At 39.2% G+C, this 17,099-nt stretch carries 18 protein-coding genes and 3 pseudogenes; 15 read left to right on the top strand and 6 right to left on the bottom strand.

All coding sequences use genetic code 11. The features are described from left to right. Together ATS71_RS13510 and ATS71_RS13505 are read right to left on the bottom strand one after the other, a co-directional pair. Positions 1 to 1,917 (bottom strand): ATP-dependent DNA helicase, encoded by a 1,917-nt coding sequence (locus tag ATS71_RS13510; RefSeq protein WP_058405295.1) that lies wholly within the window; start codon positions 1,915 to 1,917, stop codon positions 1 to 3. A gap of 200 nt (positions 1,918 to 2,117) precedes the next feature. Beyond that, the gene (locus ATS71_RS13505) at positions 2,118 to 2,735 is read right to left on the bottom strand and encodes a transglutaminase-like domain-containing protein (protein WP_058405434.1); all 618 of its coding nucleotides are present in this window, start codon (positions 2,733 to 2,735) and stop codon (positions 2,118 to 2,120) included. A gap of 196 nt (positions 2,736 to 2,931) precedes the next feature. Between ATS71_RS13505 and ATS71_RS13500 the strand changes: the two genes are divergently transcribed. Beyond that, positions 2,932 to 3,882, top strand: a complete 951-nt coding sequence (locus ATS71_RS13500) for a GlxA family transcriptional regulator (RefSeq protein ID WP_058405294.1) — start codon at positions 2,932 to 2,934, stop codon at positions 3,880 to 3,882. 22 nt (positions 3,883 to 3,904) lie between these two features. Here ATS71_RS13500 and ATS71_RS13495 read toward each other — a convergent pair whose 3' ends face one another. Then, the gene (locus tag ATS71_RS13495; RefSeq protein WP_058405293.1) at positions 3,905 to 4,153 is read right to left on the bottom strand and encodes a hypothetical protein; all 249 of its coding nucleotides are present in this window, start codon (positions 4,151 to 4,153) and stop codon (positions 3,905 to 3,907) included. Positions 4,154 to 4,563: 410 nt separating this feature from the next. On the opposite strand from ATS71_RS13495, the gene hisG reads away from it, so the two are divergent. From hisG to ATS71_RS18515, 10 genes are all read left to right on the top strand, one after another. Beyond that, a complete protein-coding gene (hisG, locus tag ATS71_RS13490; protein ID WP_058405292.1) occupies positions 4,564 to 5,463 on the top strand; it encodes an ATP phosphoribosyltransferase in 900 nt (299 codons plus the stop codon). 5 nt (positions 5,464 to 5,468) lie between these two features. Continuing rightward, complete coding sequence (hisD, locus tag ATS71_RS13485; RefSeq protein ID WP_058405291.1) at positions 5,469 to 6,770, top strand: histidinol dehydrogenase; 1,302 nt, start codon at positions 5,469 to 5,471, stop codon at positions 6,768 to 6,770. After that, positions 6,760 to 7,869, top strand: coding sequence for a histidinol-phosphate transaminase (gene hisC / locus ATS71_RS13480; protein WP_058405290.1), 1,110 nt, complete (start codon positions 6,760 to 6,762; stop codon positions 7,867 to 7,869). The genes hisD and hisC overlap by 11 nt, the downstream gene beginning before the upstream one ends. Next, positions 7,866 to 8,927 (top strand): bifunctional histidinol-phosphatase/imidazoleglycerol-phosphate dehydratase HisB, encoded by a 1,062-nt coding sequence (hisB, locus tag ATS71_RS13475; RefSeq protein ID WP_058405289.1) that lies wholly within the window; start codon positions 7,866 to 7,868, stop codon positions 8,925 to 8,927. The genes hisC and hisB overlap by 4 nt, the downstream gene beginning before the upstream one ends. Then, entirely contained in the window at positions 8,924 to 9,514 is a 591-nt protein-coding gene (gene hisH, locus ATS71_RS13470; protein WP_058405288.1) for an imidazole glycerol phosphate synthase subunit HisH, read from the top strand. Before hisB ends, hisH begins: the two co-directional genes overlap by 4 nt. A 33-nt stretch (positions 9,515 to 9,547) precedes the next feature. Next, positions 9,548 to 10,282, top strand: a complete 735-nt coding sequence (locus ATS71_RS13465; protein WP_006793444.1) for a 1-(5-phosphoribosyl)-5-[(5-phosphoribosylamino)methylideneamino] imidazole-4-carboxamide isomerase — start codon at positions 9,548 to 9,550, stop codon at positions 10,280 to 10,282. Then, complete coding sequence (gene hisF / locus ATS71_RS13460; RefSeq protein ID WP_058405287.1) at positions 10,264 to 11,043, top strand: imidazole glycerol phosphate synthase subunit HisF; 780 nt, start codon at positions 10,264 to 10,266, stop codon at positions 11,041 to 11,043. Before ATS71_RS13465 ends, hisF begins: the two co-directional genes overlap by 19 nt. Further along, a complete protein-coding gene (hisIE, locus tag ATS71_RS13455) occupies positions 11,034 to 11,648 on the top strand; it encodes a bifunctional phosphoribosyl-AMP cyclohydrolase/phosphoribosyl-ATP diphosphatase HisIE (RefSeq protein WP_058405286.1) in 615 nt (204 codons plus the stop codon). Before hisF ends, hisIE begins: the two co-directional genes overlap by 10 nt. Before the next feature lie 142 nt (positions 11,649 to 11,790). Next, positions 11,791 to 12,306 (top strand): hypothetical protein, encoded by a 516-nt coding sequence (locus ATS71_RS13450; protein ID WP_058405285.1) that lies wholly within the window; start codon positions 11,791 to 11,793, stop codon positions 12,304 to 12,306. 14 nt (positions 12,307 to 12,320) lie between these two features. After that, a complete protein-coding gene (locus tag ATS71_RS18515) occupies positions 12,321 to 12,509 on the top strand; it encodes a DUF1289 domain-containing protein (RefSeq protein WP_082653630.1) in 189 nt (62 codons plus the stop codon). A 17-nt stretch (positions 12,510 to 12,526) separates the two neighbouring features. Here the strand turns inward: ATS71_RS18515 and ATS71_RS18510 are convergent, their stop codons facing one another. Next, the gene (locus ATS71_RS18510; RefSeq protein ID WP_235591490.1) at positions 12,527 to 12,685 is read right to left on the bottom strand and encodes a hypothetical protein; all 159 of its coding nucleotides are present in this window, start codon (positions 12,683 to 12,685) and stop codon (positions 12,527 to 12,529) included. Positions 12,686 to 13,070: 385 nt separating this feature from the next. On the opposite strand from ATS71_RS18510, the gene ATS71_RS13445 reads away from it, so the two are divergent. Genes ATS71_RS13445 through ATS71_RS13435 form a run of 3 tightly spaced genes read left to right on the top strand, consistent with a single transcriptional unit; the run spans position 13,071 to position 16,191 of the window. Then, a complete protein-coding gene (locus ATS71_RS13445; protein WP_058405284.1) occupies positions 13,071 to 13,502 on the top strand; it encodes an STAS domain-containing protein in 432 nt (143 codons plus the stop codon). Between the two features lie 2 nt (positions 13,503 to 13,504). Then, positions 13,505 to 14,488 carry an ATP-binding protein gene (locus ATS71_RS13440; protein WP_058405283.1) on the top strand — a complete coding sequence of 328 codons (984 nt, stop codon included), beginning with the start codon at positions 13,505 to 13,507 and terminating at the stop codon, positions 14,486 to 14,488. Continuing rightward, a complete protein-coding gene (locus ATS71_RS13435) occupies positions 14,485 to 16,191 on the top strand; it encodes a sensor domain-containing protein (RefSeq protein ID WP_058405282.1) in 1,707 nt (568 codons plus the stop codon). The genes ATS71_RS13440 and ATS71_RS13435 overlap by 4 nt, the downstream gene beginning before the upstream one ends. Positions 16,192 to 16,227: 36 nt before the next feature. Here ATS71_RS13435 and ATS71_RS19120 read toward each other — a convergent pair. Together ATS71_RS19120 and ATS71_RS13430 are read right to left on the bottom strand one after the other, a co-directional pair. Further along, positions 16,228 to 16,347: pseudogene (locus ATS71_RS19120) on the bottom strand (NADPH-dependent oxidoreductase); the annotation flags it as partial. Positions 16,348 to 16,415: 68 nt separating this feature from the next. Beyond that, a pseudogene (locus ATS71_RS13430) lies at positions 16,416 to 16,757 on the bottom strand (PLP-dependent transferase); the annotation flags it as partial. Positions 16,758 to 16,827: 70 nt separating this feature from the next. On the opposite strand from ATS71_RS13430, the pseudogene ATS71_RS13425 reads away from it, so the two are divergent. Continuing rightward, a pseudogene (locus ATS71_RS13425) lies at positions 16,828 to 17,088 on the top strand (transposase); the annotation flags it as partial. Between the last annotated feature and the right edge of the window lie 11 nt (positions 17,089 to 17,099).

Genomic DNA, 17,099 nt, shown 5'->3' with positions numbered 1-17,099 from the left:
CTAATTAATTTGTTGTAAAAATGTATTAGCGACTTCTAAGCTTCGCGTACGACGCATTGCAGGCAAGCTTTTTAAGAACACTTGGCCATATTGTCGAGTCACTAATCGGTTATCACATATAACAAGTACGCCTTTGTCTTTGCTGTCGCGTATTAAACGCCCTACACCTTGCTTTAATGCAATAACTGCTTGCGGTAATTGAATGTGTGCAAATGGATCTTTGCCCTGCATTTGGCAATCCTGCATTTTAGCTTGTAGCAAGGGGTCGTCAGGTGCTGCAAAAGGCAATTTATCAATAATAACACAGCTAAGCGTACTGCCTCTCACATCCACCCCTTCCCAAAATGATGCCGTACCTAATAAAACGGCATTACCATGTCGGGTAAATTTTTCTAAAATAATTCGCTTAGACATTTGCCCTTGCATGTAAACGGGGTAGTCAATTTGTGTTGTAAGCCCCTCAGCGACTAAATGCATCATACGGTAACTTGTAAAAAGCACAAAACAGCGCCCTTGTGCTGACTTTATAAGCTCAAGGGTTAATTTAACAATAGCATGAGGCATATTATCAGCATGTGATTCTGGTAAGTACCTGGGTAAACACAATAATGCTTGATTTGGGTAGTCGAACGGACTGTCGACCATCATGCTTTGCTCTGGCTTTAAGCCTAAGCTGGCATTAAAGTGGGTAAGCTTATTATCGACCGACAGCGTCGCTGAGGTGAACACAAACGCAGCACCGGTATCTTGCATCATTTGCGCAAATTTTACAGACACATTGAGTGGTGTGATATTTATAGTTAAAAAGCGTCGTGTTGTCTCATACCAATAACTAAAACCAGTTTGTGCGGTATCAAAAACCCGTTCTAACTGCCCTTTAAATGCTAAAGCCCGTTCGAATGGATGTTCTATTTTATCGCTTCTGTCTAAGCACAGTTTTAGCACTTGATAAACAAAGTCCAAATCGCTGATAACGCGATGCAGTGCTGCACATATTTGCTTATCACTCAGCTTTTCTCGCCAATCTCCTCGGCTACCATCTACACCAAACTGTAAACGTAAGTCGGCAACACTGGTTTCTAATTTATCTAAGCTTTTACCGAGTTGTAACATGTCAGGAATTTCAGCTCTGTATATAGCGCGTAAATCAGTAATTAAGTCCACCAGCTTTTTAGTACTCACACTTTCACCAAAGTAGTCGCTGGCAATTTCACTTAGTTGGTGGGCCTCATCAAAAATATAGGCGTCGGCTGTGGGCATCAATTCGGCAAAGCCACTTTCTTTAACTGCCATGTCTGCAAAAAATAAATGGTGATTAATAACAACTACATCCGCCTCTGCAGCAGTTAAACGCGCTTTACGTATGTAACACTCTTGAAAGTCTGGGCATTCTTTGCCTAAACAATTATCGGCAGTTGAATTCACATAAGGTAAAACTTTGGCGTCGTCTTCTATACCAATACAATCAGCTAAATCGCCTGATTGTGTTTCGCTTGCAAATTTTGCAACCATAGCCAATTGATGCATTACATCGGGATCGTCTGTTGGTACATGCGCAACATGTTGATTTAAACGGTATGTGCATAAGTAGTTAGCACGCCCTTTTAGCAATGCCGTTTTTTTTGTCGCGCTGAGCGCTTTAACCAATTGAGGTAGATCACGATGATACAACTGCTCTTGAAGTGCTTTAGAGCCGGTAGAAATAATTGTTCTACCTTTAGATTTTAGGGCTGGCGCTAAATAAGCGAAAGTTTTACCTGTTCCTGTGCCCGCCTCAACAACGAGTTGTGAACTGTTTTTTAATGCTTGAGCAACTGCGACAGCCATATCAATTTGTGGTTGGCGCGGAGTATAGCCATCAAAAGATAACGCCAAAGGGCCGGTTGCACTAAACAGTTGTTTGATAACAGCAATCACTTTTCAAAATAATAATAGTGTGATTTTACGTAAGGCTTTAACCAAGGGCAAGTAAATACAAGCCTATGCAAGGTATAAAACTAGTCTAGGTTTTGAACATAATTGAATAACATTGTCTGTTAATCTTTCCTATTCAAAATCAGGTTATGCTTTACCCAAACAAATGAGCGTATGTTTGAGCCCTTTTCGTTTATGTATTATTAAATATTGTTGAAATTAAGATTTAAATGTGGGTAATAAAACTCACAGTTTTGGTTAATAAACGCTGTTGGCATTGCAGCATAGTGACCATGATCTTTTAAATATTCCATATGCTTTTTACCATCAGTGGTAAATTGATGGAATAAAGAGTGATTTAATCCGTCAAATTCTAGCGGTTTTATATTAACTAAGTCGCATAGTTCCTTGTTAAAGGCTGGGGTTGATTTAACCCATTTCCCTTCAATAAACTGTTCTACATAGGCATGCATTGTAAATACCTCATTTTTTAGTAACTCATCTAATTTAGGGGTACTTAAATGATTACGCACATCAGCTAAGCCCAATCGCGAAGGAATGTTACAAGCCCGACTTAATGCTATTTGTAATGATGCTTTGGGAATACAGTATGCTGCTTTGTTGTCTAAGCAATAATCGCTGCTGAGTGACTTTGCACCATCTAAAAGTGTAAAGGGATCATATTTAATTCCGTCTCTTACAAGGTAATAAATTGAAACGGCCTTAGCGCGTTCACCGCTGCCTTTTACCATTTTTAACCAGCTGCTTATTTCATGATGATTTTGATTAAAAAAAGTATCATTTTGTAAGTACTGCTTCAAACCTGCCACCTTAATAAATATATTTATTGTAATTGCTTATATTTAAACTATATCTTTCAATAGTAAAAAACATTTTAAAACAACAACTTTAAAGATAAGTTAGTCTTTAAAGTATGTTTTAATGTTACTTCTACAAAAATTAAAATAATATGTCTGCACAGGTATTTATAACAGTCCGATTAGGCCAAATGAAATTATGAAGAATATAGCAATTATTGCCTACGAAGGCTGCTGGGCCGTTAGCGTATTTTTAGCAAAAGATTTTTTTACTATTGTTTCTCTACTCGACTCGCATTACTCATTGCCTCAAAGTTATAACATAGAAATAATAACGACCGATGGTGCACCTATAACAAGCTCGAGTAATTCACTGGTTGTTGCCGATAATTCGCTTTCTGACAAATCCTATGATTTGGTGATTATTCCGCCTATAGAAGGCTCTAAATTAAAAAATATGCCATTGGGCACTGACCTAATTATTGAGTGGCTAAAACCAAAAATACAGAGTAATACGTCTATTCTTAGTTTAAGTACTGGCTCATATTTTTTAGCAGCAACAGGTAAATTAAACAAAACGGTGATAGCTACTCACTGGAGTTTAGTTAAACCACTCAGTGGATTATTTCCTGATTGTGAATTTATTAGTCATAAATCGTATTTAAAAATGGGGAATATCTATACAACAGGCTCTTTTGAGGCGGGTATTAGCGTGCTTTTAGGTGTTGTTGCTAAAGACAAAGGCGATCGCTTCTCTCAACAATGCGCTACTCATTTGCTTATTTCTGACTCTGGTAAGTTAAATCTTATTTTGCCTCAATTTAATAATCATAAAGACGAAAAAATTAATGAGATACAAGATTGGATTCATAACCATTCAAGTGGGTTAATCACCATAAATGAGCTGGCAAAACAATTTAATTTTAGTGAACGCAATTTAAAAAGACGATTTACGCAAGCAACAGGAATATCAATCAATAAATATGTGCAAGAAGTACGAATAGATAAAGCCAAAAAGCAGTTATTAGCAACAGATAAAACAGTGAACGAAATATCAGAGGAAGTAGGATATGAAAACAGTAGTTTTTTCTCTCGGTTATTTAAAAAAAGTACAGGGTTAACCCCTGCAAAGTGGCGTAAGAATGATTGAGTTACTTAGTTTAAATGATAATCTAAGCCCATGTATCTAAGTGTTCTATCCCATCATCGTCTTGGGTAACACTGTTTTTTTTGACTTGTGGCTTGGTTTGATCTTCTATGACACTGAGTTTTTTCTTCTTTTGTAATTCACGTTTTTTTTTGTTTTCACGTTCTATTTTTTCGCTAGCAGCACTGCTTTGCACACCCGCGATATAAAATGCACCTTTTGACTCAAGTGACAATCGGGTAATTCTACCCAAGTAAGGTATCATCATATCCATACATACATCCTTAAAGGCAATCGCTTAGTTGTGAGCAAAAATCAAACAATTGATATAATACAAACTTATGTCGTTATATCCATAGTATCGGCAGTTATAACTTATGCTTTAATTAAGCTAAAAAAAACTTGCTATAAGCATAGATAATATGTTTTTATAGCTTTGAAAATTATTGAAACAGATTAAAGCTTAACGCTCACTAAACAGCGCTAAGCAAAATAGGATTATTAAAATGCGCTTAAACCTGACAACAGTACATCATCACCACCATTCACCGGAATAACCTGTCAGGTCTTTCGCTGAGAGGTTATTCCTAAAAGGAACCTCTGGCGATTCAAAACATATTGATTCATTTTCGCCCTGAGGTTCCCCTCGGGGTTTTTAGTTTTTAAATTAAAGGAAAATGAATAATGAGTAACACAAATCGTCTACGTATCGCCATCCAAAAAGGCGGTCGCCTGTCTAAAGATTGTCAAGATTTACTAAAGCAACTAGGTGTTAAATTAAACCTACGTGAGCAACGCTTAATTGCACACTCAACTAATATGCCAATTGACGTACTACGTGTGCGCGATGACGATATTCCGGGCTTGGTAATGGACGGTGTATGTGATTTAGGTATTGTTGGCGAAAACGTACTAGTAGAAGTACAAGCAGAACGTGAACGCCAAGGTGTACCAAGCGAAGTTAGCAAACTAGCTAAACTAGATTTTGGTTACTGCCGCCTTGCACTTGCATGGCCACAAGAGCTTGGCCCACGTGATAAGAGCTGGTTTGAAGGTAAGCGTATTGCTACAACCTACCCAGAAATTTTAACGCAGTGGTTAAAGCGCGAAGGCATTAATGCAAGCACTGTAATGCTTACAGGGTCAGTAGAAGTAGCCCCTCGTGCCGGTCTTTCTGATGCAATTTGTGATTTAGTATCTACTGGTGCAACACTTGAAGCGAACGGTTTGATGCAAGGTGAAACAATTTTAGAATCAAACGCCTGTTTAATTCAAAATAAAGACCTTCAAGATGAAGACAAACTAGCGCTAATCAATAAGCTTATGCCGCGCCTTCGTGGTGTTAAACAAGCTAAAGAAAGCAAATACATTATGCTACACGCGCCAAAAACTAAACTTGATGAAATTTGCGAAATTTTACCAGGCTCAGGCCAACCTACCCTACTAGCACTTGCTGGTAATGAAGAGTACGTAGCGCTTCACATGGTAAGCAGCGAAACATTATTTTGGGAAACAATGGAGCAGCTTAAAGCCCTAGGCGCTAACTCTATTTTAGTAATGCCAATTGAAAAAATGATGGAGTAAGTACCATGCTTCGTTGGAATGAGGAATCTTCACAAGTACAAGCAGCGGCGCTAATGCGCCCTGCGGTTTCTGCCAGCGCAAAGGTTGAAGCAATATGCCAAACAATTATGAGCGATGTTAAAGAGCAAGGCGATAAAGCCTTACTTGATATGGCTAAAAAGTTTGATAATAGAGCTAACCCTCGTTTACGTGTACCGCTTGATGAAATAAATGCATCAGAGCAAGCACTAAGCGCAGAGCTTAAATACGCAATTGACACCGCTTATGCAAACGTTAAACGTTTTCACGAAGCGCAATTGCCTAAAGATATTAAGTTATCAACCCAACCTGGTGTTGTATGTGAACTGAAATATCAAGCCATCGAAGCTGTGGGTATTTATGTACCAGGTGGCAGTGCTCCACTGCCATCATCGGTTATTATGCAAGGTGTACTTGCACAATTAAGTGGTGCTAAAACTGTCGTACTTGCAACCCCTGTGCAAGGTAATGAAAGCATTAACCCTGCGATATTATATGCAGCTAAGTTATGTGGCATTACAACTTTAATTGAAAGTGGTGGCGCAGGCGCAATAGCCGCAATGGCCTACGGCACTGAATCAGTGCCTAAAGTGAACAAAATTTTTGGCCCAGGTAATAGCTTTGTAACGATGGCAAAACAGCTTGTTGCGCAAACAATTCCTGGTATGGCAATCGATATGCCAGCAGGCCCGTCTGAAGTATTAGTAATAGCAGATGAGCGAGCAAATCCTGAATTTATAGCAGCAGATTTACTCTCACAAGCTGAGCACGGCGCTGACTCGCAAGTTATTTTATTGTGTAACAGCGAAAGTATCATTGAGCAAACGCAAAAGGCCCTTACTCGCCAACTTGCAAACTTAAGCCGAAAAGAGACAGCCGAGCAAGCACTGGCTAATTCATCACTTATTTTAGTAGACTCTGTTGAACAAGCATTTGACGTATCAGCGCAATACGGCCCTGAGCACTTAATTTTGCAATTAGCAGATTCAACACCTTATTTAGATAAAGTAAAAAATGCAGGCTCAGTATTTGTAGGCGACTACACGCCAGAGTCAGCGGGCGATTATGCATCGGGTACTAACCACGTTTTACCTACCTACGGTTACAGTGCAACTTACTCGAGTTTAAACTTGCTTGATTTTTTCCGTACGTACACAGTGCAAACTATTAGTAAAAGTGGCTTAACACAGCTGTCAAAAGCTATTTTACCACTTGCAGATGCAGAAGGCCTTGATGCACACGCAAATGCGGTTTCAATTCGTTTAGAGGCAATTAAAAATGAGCAATGAGAGCGCACAAGCGACAAGCTTATTACCACAAAATATTGCAGCACTTGCTGCCTATAGCTCTGCTAAAAGTGAAAAGCTATCAGGGACAACGTGGTTAAATGCCAACGAAAGCCCTTATGCTAAAAACCTTGAACTGAGTATTGAAGATTTAAATCGCTACCCAGATCCCCAACCGCAACTAGTGATTGACCGCTACGCTGCTTATACAGATCTTGAAAGCGAAAACGTATTAATGACGCGCGGCGCCGATGAAGGCATTGAGCTTTTAGTTCGCACTTATTGTGAACCAGCTAAAGACAGCATTGCGTTATTTTTACCAACATACGGTATGTACAAAGTTACGGCTGATACTCATAACGTTGCCATTAATAGCCTAACGCAAGCGCTATTACTTGATGGTAGTGTAGATGAAATAGTAAAGGCTGCGGGCAACTCGAAACTGGTGTTTATTTGTAATCCAAATAACCCAACAGGTAGCCTAACACCGCTTAATAAAGTAAAAGCAATTGCAACAGCGCTTGCGGGAAAAGCACTCGTCATTGTTGATGAAGCCTATATTGAATTTTGCCCAGAGCAAAGCGCCACAGCACTTATAAACGAATTTAGTAATGTAGTGGTACTACGCACATTATCTAAAGCGTTTGCACTTGCAGGCCTTAGAACGGGTTTTACACTTGCACAAGAAAGTGTACTTGCGCCAATTCGTAAAGTGATTGCGCCGTATCCGGTATCGGGTGTGGTGGCAAGTATTGCAGCTCAGGCAATTGCACCTGATGCAATTACATCAATGCGCCGCCAAGTGACTATTTTAAATAGCTTAAAAGCCAAACTTGTACAGTGGTTAAACGCCTCCCCCGCTGCATTAAAAATCCTCACTGGTGAAGGTAACTTTGTTACCTTAAAATTAGCCAACAAAAACTACTTTAAAGTAGCCCTTGAGCAAGGTTTAGTAATGCGCGCGTTTACCCTATACGGTGAAGACGATTGGCTACGAATTTCAATTGGTAGTGAACAAGAGCTCGAACAAGTTAAAATTTGGTTAGATGGCTTACAAACGCCGACTACCACAACACCATTAGCAGGAAACGAAGTATCATGAGTAACCCCTATTTATTTATTGACCGCGACGGCACCATAATTGAAGAGCCAATTACCGACAAACAGGTAGACAGCCTAGAAAAACTTGCCTTTTTACCAGGTGTAATTCCGGCTTTATTACAATTACAAGCCGCCGGTTACCGTTTAGTAATGGTATCGAATCAAGATGGCTTAGGCACAGACAGCTTCCCGACTGCTGACTTTGATATAGCACAAGATAAAATGATGGATATTATGCAAAGCCAAGGCATTAGCTTTGACGAGGTATTAATTTGTCCACACTTTGACGAGCAAAACTGTGATTGCCGTAAACCTAAAACAGGTTTATTAACTGAGCTTATGCGCTCTGGCAAAGTTGATTTAGCACGTTCATATGTAATTGGCGATCGCCAAACAGATATTGGCCTTGCACAAAATTTATGTTGTGAAGGCATTTTGTACGATGGCAGCTGGCCTGCCATTGTTACCAAGCTAACCACAGCCAACCGCGAAGGCCGTGTTACGCGTAACACCAAAGAAACCCAAATTGATGTAGCCATAAACCTAGATCAAACTAAAAATGGCAGCATAGATACTGGCCTTGGCTTTTTTGATCACATGCTTGATCAAATTCGCACGCACGCCAACATTGGTTTAAACATTAAAGCCAAAGGCGATTTACACATAGACGAGCACCACCTTGTTGAAGACATTGGCATTGCCCTAGGTGTTGCGCTTAAGCAAGCGCTTGGTACTAAATCGCAAATAGCGCGCTATGGTTTTGCACTGCCAATGGATGAATGTAAAGCAGAGGCACAAATTGATTTATCGGGCCGTGCATCATTTGTATTAAACGCTAACTTTAGCCGCGAAAAAGCAGGCGATTTAGACGTACAAATGGTTGAGCACTTTTTCAAAAGCTTAAGCGATAATGCTGCTATTAGCCTTATTTTATCGGTGAGCGACGGTAACTGTCATCACCAAGTAGAAGGCTTATTTAAAGCGTTTTCACGTGCCCTTCGTATGGCAGTAGCACAAGACACGACCCAACAAACAGCCAGCTCTAAGGGATGTTTATGATTGCCATAATAAATACAGGTTGTGCCAATATAAATTCAGTACGTTTTGCCTTTGAACGCTTAGGGCAAACGCCGACAGTCATTACCTCGCCAGAGCAATTAAAAGGCTTTGAGCGGGCAATATTACCTGGCGTTGGCCATGCATCTGTTGCCATGAAACGCCTAGTAGATAACGGCTGGCAACAAGCTATAAACGAATACCAGCGCCCACTGATGGGAATTTGTTTAGGTATGCAGTTACTGTGCGAAAGCACAGAAGAAGGTAACGTACAGTGCTTAGGTAAAATACCTGGGCAAGTAAAAGCCCTCGATGTTGGCAGTTTAACGTCGCCGCACATGGGTTGGAATAACTTAAGTATTAATAAAGAGCATGCACTTACTAAAGGGCTAACACAAGACGAGCAAGTGTACTTTGTACATAGCTTTGCGCACACTGTAAACGACGCAACACTTGTAAGTGGCGAGTACGGCCAAACCTTTTCAGCTATTGTTGCTAAAGACAACTACGCTGGCATGCAATTTCACCCTGAGCGCAGTGCAAAAGTAGGCACCCGTTTATTACAAAATTTTGTTGATTGGCAGTTATAAACTGCCCATTAACTAACAATAAAGAGATTATTTGTGATTATTCCAGCATTAGACGTATTACAAAATCAAATTGTTCGTTTATACCAAGGTAAATACGACACCGCTCAGTTTTACCCTTTTGAGCTTGGTGCACGTTTAAAAGAATACGCCGACAGCGGCGCAGGTAAGCTACACCTTGTAGATTTAGAGGGCGCACGCGATCCAAGTAAAAAGCAGTGGCAACATATTCAAGCCGCAACTAAAGCGCTTAACGTACCGTACCAAGTGGGCGGCGGTATTCGCTCAGAGCAAGATGTAAGTGATTGGCTAAAAGCCGGCGCTAACCAAGTTGTTATTGGCTCAATGGCGGTAGAAAAACGTGAGCAAGTAAAAGCCTGGATTGAACAATTTGGCGCAGAGCACTTTGTTATTGCCCTTGATGTAAATAAAACAGCCACTGGCTGGGCACCTGCTACGCACGGTTGGTTAAGTGAATCTGAGTTTGGTTTACTTGAGCTTGTTGATTTTTATGTAAGCTTGGGCGTTATTGACTTTTTATGTACGGACATCAGTAAAGATGGCACCATGACAGGCCCATCGTTTGAATTGTATGAAGATTTAACTCGTCACAACAGCACCATTAAAGTACAAGCTTCTGGTGGCGTAAGTTCACTTGATGACATTAAAAAACTTAAAGAGCTTGGCGTAGGCGGCGTTATTTTAGGTAAGTCACTGCTTGATGGCGCATTTAGTGTTGAGGAGGCGTTGGCATGTTATCAAAACGCATAATTCCGTGTTTAGATGTTAAAGACGGCCAAGTAGTAAAAGGCGTTAAATTTAAAGGCCATGAAGTTGTTGGTGATATTTTAACAATGGCAAAAGCATACAGCGATGCTGGTGCTGATGAACTGGTTTTTTACGAGATCAGCGCAAGTGTTGAAAAACGCTTACTTGATGTTAACTGGGTAGAGAGCATTGCCCGCCACATTGATATTCCATTTTGTGTGGCTGGCGGTATTAAATCGGTAGCCGATGCAGCACGGGTTTTAGAGCGTGGTGCCGATAAAATAAGTATCAACAGCCCTGCTATTGCACGCCCTGAACTCATAAAAGAGCTACACGATGAATTTGGTAAGCAATGTGTTGTTGTAGGTATTGACAGCTTTTACGATGAAGTAACCGGCGAATACTTAGTGTATCAATTAACCGGCGATCCTAATGCATCAAGCCGCACCCGTTATAAAACCGAAGAATGGGTTAAACGCGTACAAGACTTAGGTGCAGGCGAAATCGTTTTAAATTGTATGAACCAAGATGGTGTTCGCAACGGTTACGACAACGAGCAACTAAGTAAAATGCGTGCATTATGTAATATCCCACTTATCGCCTCTGGCGGTGCAGGCAGCATGCAAGACTTTGTAGACGTATTTAAACAAAGCGAAGTAGATGGCGCATTAGCAGCCAGTGTTTTTCACAAAAATGTGATTAACATTGGCGAACTAAAACAATTTTTAACCGATAACCAAGTGGCAGCAAGATTATGCAATTAACACAACAAAACCAAACTCAAGTTGATTTTGCTAAAAGCGAAATGATCCCTGCTATTGTTCAAGATGCTCGCTCTGGTGTTATTTTAATGCAAGGCTTTATGAACAGCGAAGCACTAAAGGTAACGCTTGAAAGCAACAAAGTAACCTTTTATTCGCGTTCTAAATCGCGCTTATGGACTAAAGGCGAGTCATCAGCAAACTACTTAAATGTGGTGTCGGTTCATACCGATTGTGACTACGACTCAATTTTAGTACTGGCAAACCCTGAGGGCCCAACGTGCCACTTAGGCACACAAAGCTGCTTTGGCGATGATGCTAAACCAAGCTTAAGCTTTTTAGCACAATTAGAAGATGTCATTGTTGAGCGTAAAAATGATGACCCATCAAAAAGCTACACCGCTTCATTGTTTGCTAAAGACTTAAGCCGTAGTTGTCAAAAAGTAGGTGAAGAAGGCGTAGAAGTTGCCCTTGCCGCAATGAAACACGATAACGATGAGCTTACCAACGAATCGGCCGATTTGTTGTATCACCTTGTTGTACTATTACAACGCCAAGGGTTAGAACTCACTGATGTAGTTGCTTGCCTACAAGGTCGTCATAAGTAAATACAACGATTACTGTGTGCGCCATTATGTGGCGTACATCGTTATAACAAGCCATAATTTTTCTTTTTTAATTCAGACTCTCAATAGCATTTATTCTCTACCTTAAGTATCCTTGGTAGCAATTACAAAAGGATAGCGCACTATGAAAACTTATCTAACGCTTATACTCACGGGCCTTATTTTATCTGGCTGTAGCAGTTTAACCAGCGAACAAAAAGCCAAATTAGACAGCTTAACGCCCTGTGAAAAAATGGATGGCTTAATAACCGAATTCGATAATCGCTTTGATGCATTAAAAGACACCAAAGTACAAAACTCATATTTAGATGTGTGGACTGCAAAGTACAATGTATTTGGCGATAACTGCCAAGTGACTAGTTTTAACAATAAAACTGTGACCTATCAATGCCAAGAAAGCTACAAAGATCAACAACAAGCGGTAGCTATGCATCAACAAGCAGTTGAACTCACTCGCCAATGTTTAACTAAAACAAACAACTGGTTAGAAACACAAAAAGAGTCAGAAACGTCGCTGCATACCACCTTTGTACTTGATGATAAGTCGCCGGTTATTTCTGTTTATACCAGTAAGACGTTATCAAAAATTAAAACTTGGTCGACCTATTTAGAAGTAGGAAAGCCCGTCGCCACTAAATAATAACGAGAGAATGTATGCGCCAAACACCCAGTAAACAATCCACTCATTTAAAAACAGACTGTATCGGTGAATGTTATAGAATGAATGGCTACTGCACTGGGTGCGGGCGCACTAGCGACGAAATATTCGACTGGATTATTTTAACTGACGAACAAAAGCAAGCAATATTGGCCTCCCCCCGCGAAGACGCAAACAAAGACTAGCATAAATTTATCAACTGTTAGGGCGCATTACGTTGTGATGGGTCTCGTTTAAAATCTTTGCTTAATTGCTTAGGATCTAACGCTTCACGTTGTTTGCTGGAGCCCTCAGCCCACCACATTAATTGATTAAAGGTGCGCGAAAAATAGCTATCCCACGATGTTTGCTCAGGCATCATGGGGGAAACGGGTGGTGCTAGGCTATTAAATACTTGATTTAATTGAGTACCACATTTACCTACTGTTGACTTATTATCTTAATGGCCTTGGTCAATTACAAATTGAGCCACTTATATTTAAAGTTAGTGTGCCACTACAATTTGAAGACTTACGTAAAAGATCGAAAATACAAGAATTTTTTTGCTTAATCTATTTCATAAACTATTATTAAGAAAACACCAGCCCAGAATATTTACGGTTTAAAAAAGAAACATAATTTAAAAACGTTAATCTTTAGCATATTTCACTAACAATATTAAATTACGTTTTTAATCACTCTTTGCCTTTATAAATTATAGTTTAGACATTGAGTAAATTAGTTTTATATTTTAAAAGGAACATAAAATGTCTAAAGAAAATGTCGCAATTAGTCGTAGGCACATAATAGGTGAAGTTCCTATGATAGCGTGTGAAATTGCAGAAAAATGTCTATACACTGGATTTTTTGGATCTATTGACTCTGGCAGAATGGCACAAATTACAGAGTCATTGACACTTCGATGTGAAAAAGAAACTTATAGCGTAGCCATTGTTGACCTCAGTAATGTTGATGCGATTGACACTGCTGTGGCCACACATTTGGTTCGATTAGGAAAAGTGCTTGAACTTATAGGCGTGAAAATTGTTTTTTGTGGGATAAAAGGGAATATAGCACGAACTATGGTTACTGCTGGCGTGGAATTTGACCAATTTGATACGGTTAAAGATTTAAAATCTGCATTGACTTTTTTCTATAGCTCATCTGGCCTAGAGTTAGTAAATGTTATTGCTAAATAAAAATGGACATTGCTATCGAAGAGCCTGTTGATGCTTATTATGTTGCTCAAGAAGCACGCAAATTAGCTTTTGAATTGGGCTTTAATGAATTTGAAGCTGGTATGATAACAATCGCTGTTGCAGAAATTACTACAAATGTAGTTCGCTATGCTTTACCGGGCGTCGCTACTTTGACAGTTATAGAGCGAGGCAGAGGTATTCAAGTTACCATAAAAGACAATGGACCAGGCATTACAGATCTTGAAAAAGCTATGGTAGATGGATTTAGCACTCACTCAGAGCCAAGTATAGGTAAGGGTCTAGGGTCAGCTAAAAGGTGCGTTGAAGAATTTATAGTCAACAAAAATGATCCCAGTGGCCTTTCAATTACATTACGGCACTATCTAACAACTCCCGAAAATCAATTAGAGAAAGTATCGATATCCTTTCCTGCTATTGGGAACAGTGTCAACGGGGATAAATATTTTCTGAAACAATATCATAGCGATAAACTTTTTGTTTGTTTAATTGATGGATCGGGAAAAGGCATCAATGCATCGAATTCATCGCAGTGCGCACTCAATATAGTCAAAGAACATTATACTGATGATTTGAAGACCATTATTAGCCTATGCCACTCGAGCCTCAAAGACAATTATCCCTATCGCCCTGTGCAGATTGCATTATTACGTATCTCACCTGATTGGTTGGAATATTGTGTTGTTGGAGATTTAGGTATCAAAATTATTTCGGACTCTCAATTAGCATTTCCAGTAAATGACGGCAGTGTAGGTTTAACACTTCCTTCAAAAATCCACAATATAAGAGTTAACCGTCCTATGAACATGACTCTTTTTCTATATTCTGACGGAATAATACTGCCTCAAGATCTCAAAGAAATTAGAGAAGCTAGTTCTTTAGAACGTAGTGCATGTTTACTATTTAATGAAGCCGCTTTACCAGATGATGATGCGACATTAATTGTTATAAGAGATAAGATTTTATGACTATTCAATTTGATCAATTTACGACTCTACACGAGCAGCTGACAGGAATTATTTCTGCCATCCCATTTGGTGTTGTTGTGCTTTCAGATTCTCACGAAATTGAGATTATTAACGCCTCCGCTACCCAGTTTCTTGGCTTAACAAGTCAAAGTCCATCAGATGTTATAGATCAAAATTATAAAGATAGCTTTATGAATATTCCAGTTCTGGTTGACAAGTATGAGAATTTAATTGTGGCAGGTAAGCGAAGAAAGTTTGCGCTCCCTTGCGACAGCGAACAACATAACCTAAACATTTATGTTACCTGTCAGAAAATGCTAAAGGGTACGTTATTCATAATAGAAGACCGAACTGAAACAAAAGCATTAATTCATAAAACGTCACATGATCACTTAACGCAATTATTGAATCGTCAAAGTTTTGAAAAAATATTAGAAACAACATACCAAAAAAGTAATATAAACGACAACGCGGTCGTTGTATTTATAGATTTAGATAGATTTAAACTCATTAATGATATTGCAGGACATGCTTATGGTGATGAGGTTTTAAAACGAGTAGCAACTTCCCTTGTCAGCTGTGTAAGAGATTCGGATGATATTGCTCGAATTGGCGGGGATGAATTTGCATTGTTGATCAGAAATTGTTCCCTAAATCGCGCGAAGGACATAGTTCATGTAATACTGCAAAAAGTTGAAAATATTAACTTAATAAGCTCAGGGAAAGTACTTGGTGTTAGTTTATCCGCGGGAATAGCCCCTATTGACCCTAGCAAGTATGACAATGTTAGCCAAGTTATTAATGCTGCAGATACAGCTTGCCGATTAGCAAAAGGAGATAATGAAGAACGAATTCATATTATTGATAGTTACTATGGTGAATTTGAAAGTTATCTACAAGATACCAATCTTTTAAATACAATTAATTTTGCTATTGCTAACAATAGTTTTTATCTTGTTGCACAAGAAATATCACCTCTGGTTTGCAATTCGGAACACCAACATTATGAAATTTTGCTTAGGTTAAAATCTGAAGACGGTACAAATATTCCTCCTAACCTATTTATACCAGTTGCTGAGAGAGCTAGAATAATGGCAAAAATAGATCGTTGGGTAATCGCAGAAACCTTTTCAAAAATTAATTCAAAAGTTAATGTTTCAATTAATTTATCCGGTCAATCGCTCTCAGACATGACGTTAGCTGAATTCATAATATGTATGTCTCATAGATATCAGGTCAACCCTAAACAAGTTACGTTTGAAATTACAGAAACAGCAGTAATTTCAAACATTGAGAAAACTCAAAACTTTATTAGCTCGCTTAAAGAAAATGGATATACATTTTCATTAGATGATTTTGGAACAGGCCTTTCTTCTTACCAATACTTAAAAAGTCTTCGCGTTGATTATATAAAAATTGATGGTATGTTTGTAAAAGATATAAATGATGATAGTTTTTCTCATGCAATGGTATGCTCAATAAATGATTTTGCCCACAAGATAGGTTTAAAAACTGTTGCTGAATTCGCCTCTAGCAATGACATCGTGGAAGAACTCAAAAAAATGAAAGTAGATTTTGCCCAAGGTTTCTTTATCCATAAACCGCAACTTTTAGCAGAATTGATTAACGAAATACAGCTTAGGCCAAAAGGGTTCTATGAAGTTAGTTCTAATCCTAAAGCCAGTGCAAACAATGGATTGTAGAGGTAATACTTTTAAATTAGTTGACTACTACGTTTAGTGCTCAGAGTAATGCTCAAGCAAATATCGCTCACATGCTTTCGCTACCCTTTCCCCTAAACGCGCAGGTTTAGGTGGGGTACTTTTTCTAACCGAACCGAGAAAAATTAAAAATTTCATGTATCGGCACTCCTTTTTAATTGCAAAAATAAATACCTCAAAAAAGTTTGAGGTATTTACTGTACGATTTAGGCCTTATCGAGCGCTTGGCTTACATCGGCAATAATATCGTCAATGTTTTCAATACCCACCGATAAACGAATTAAATCGCGGCTAACGCCAGCATTGGCCAGCTCTTCATCATTTAATTGGCGGTGAGTGGTAGATGCTGGGTGGCAAGCAAGCGATTTAGCATCGCCAATATTTACCAAACGTAAAATCATGTTTAGAGCATCAATAAACCGCGTACCGGCTTCAAGGCCACCGGCAATACCAAAACTTAAAATACCTGACGCTTTACCATTGGTAATTTTTTGGCTCATTTCGTTATACGGGCTTGATTTTAATCCCGCATAATTAACCCAAAGCACGGTAATCCCCCCGAAAAATAATAGAAGCCAAGCGTAGAATTTTCTCTTATTGTAAACACAGGAGAAAATTATGAAAAAAGCACATTTTACAGACAACCAAATCCTTGCCATTTTAAAACAAGCAGAAAGCGGCGTGCCTATTCCTGAGCTGTGCCGCGAACATGGCATGGGCAATTCAACCTTTTATAAATGGCGCGCTAAATACGGCGGTATGGATGCGTCTTTAATGACACGAATGAAAGAGCTTGAAGATGAAAATCGCCGTTTAAAGAAAATGTATGCTGAAGAGCGGCTAAAATCCGAGGTCATTCAAGAGGCAATGGCAAAAAAGTGGTAAAGGCT

It is taken from the genome of Pseudoalteromonas sp. H71 (assembly GCF_001468485.1).
Taxonomy (GTDB): domain Bacteria; phylum Pseudomonadota; class Gammaproteobacteria; order Enterobacterales; family Alteromonadaceae; genus Pseudoalteromonas.
The sequence above is the reverse complement of the archived record's forward strand: the minus strand, read 5'-3'. Positions and strand labels throughout refer to the sequence as shown.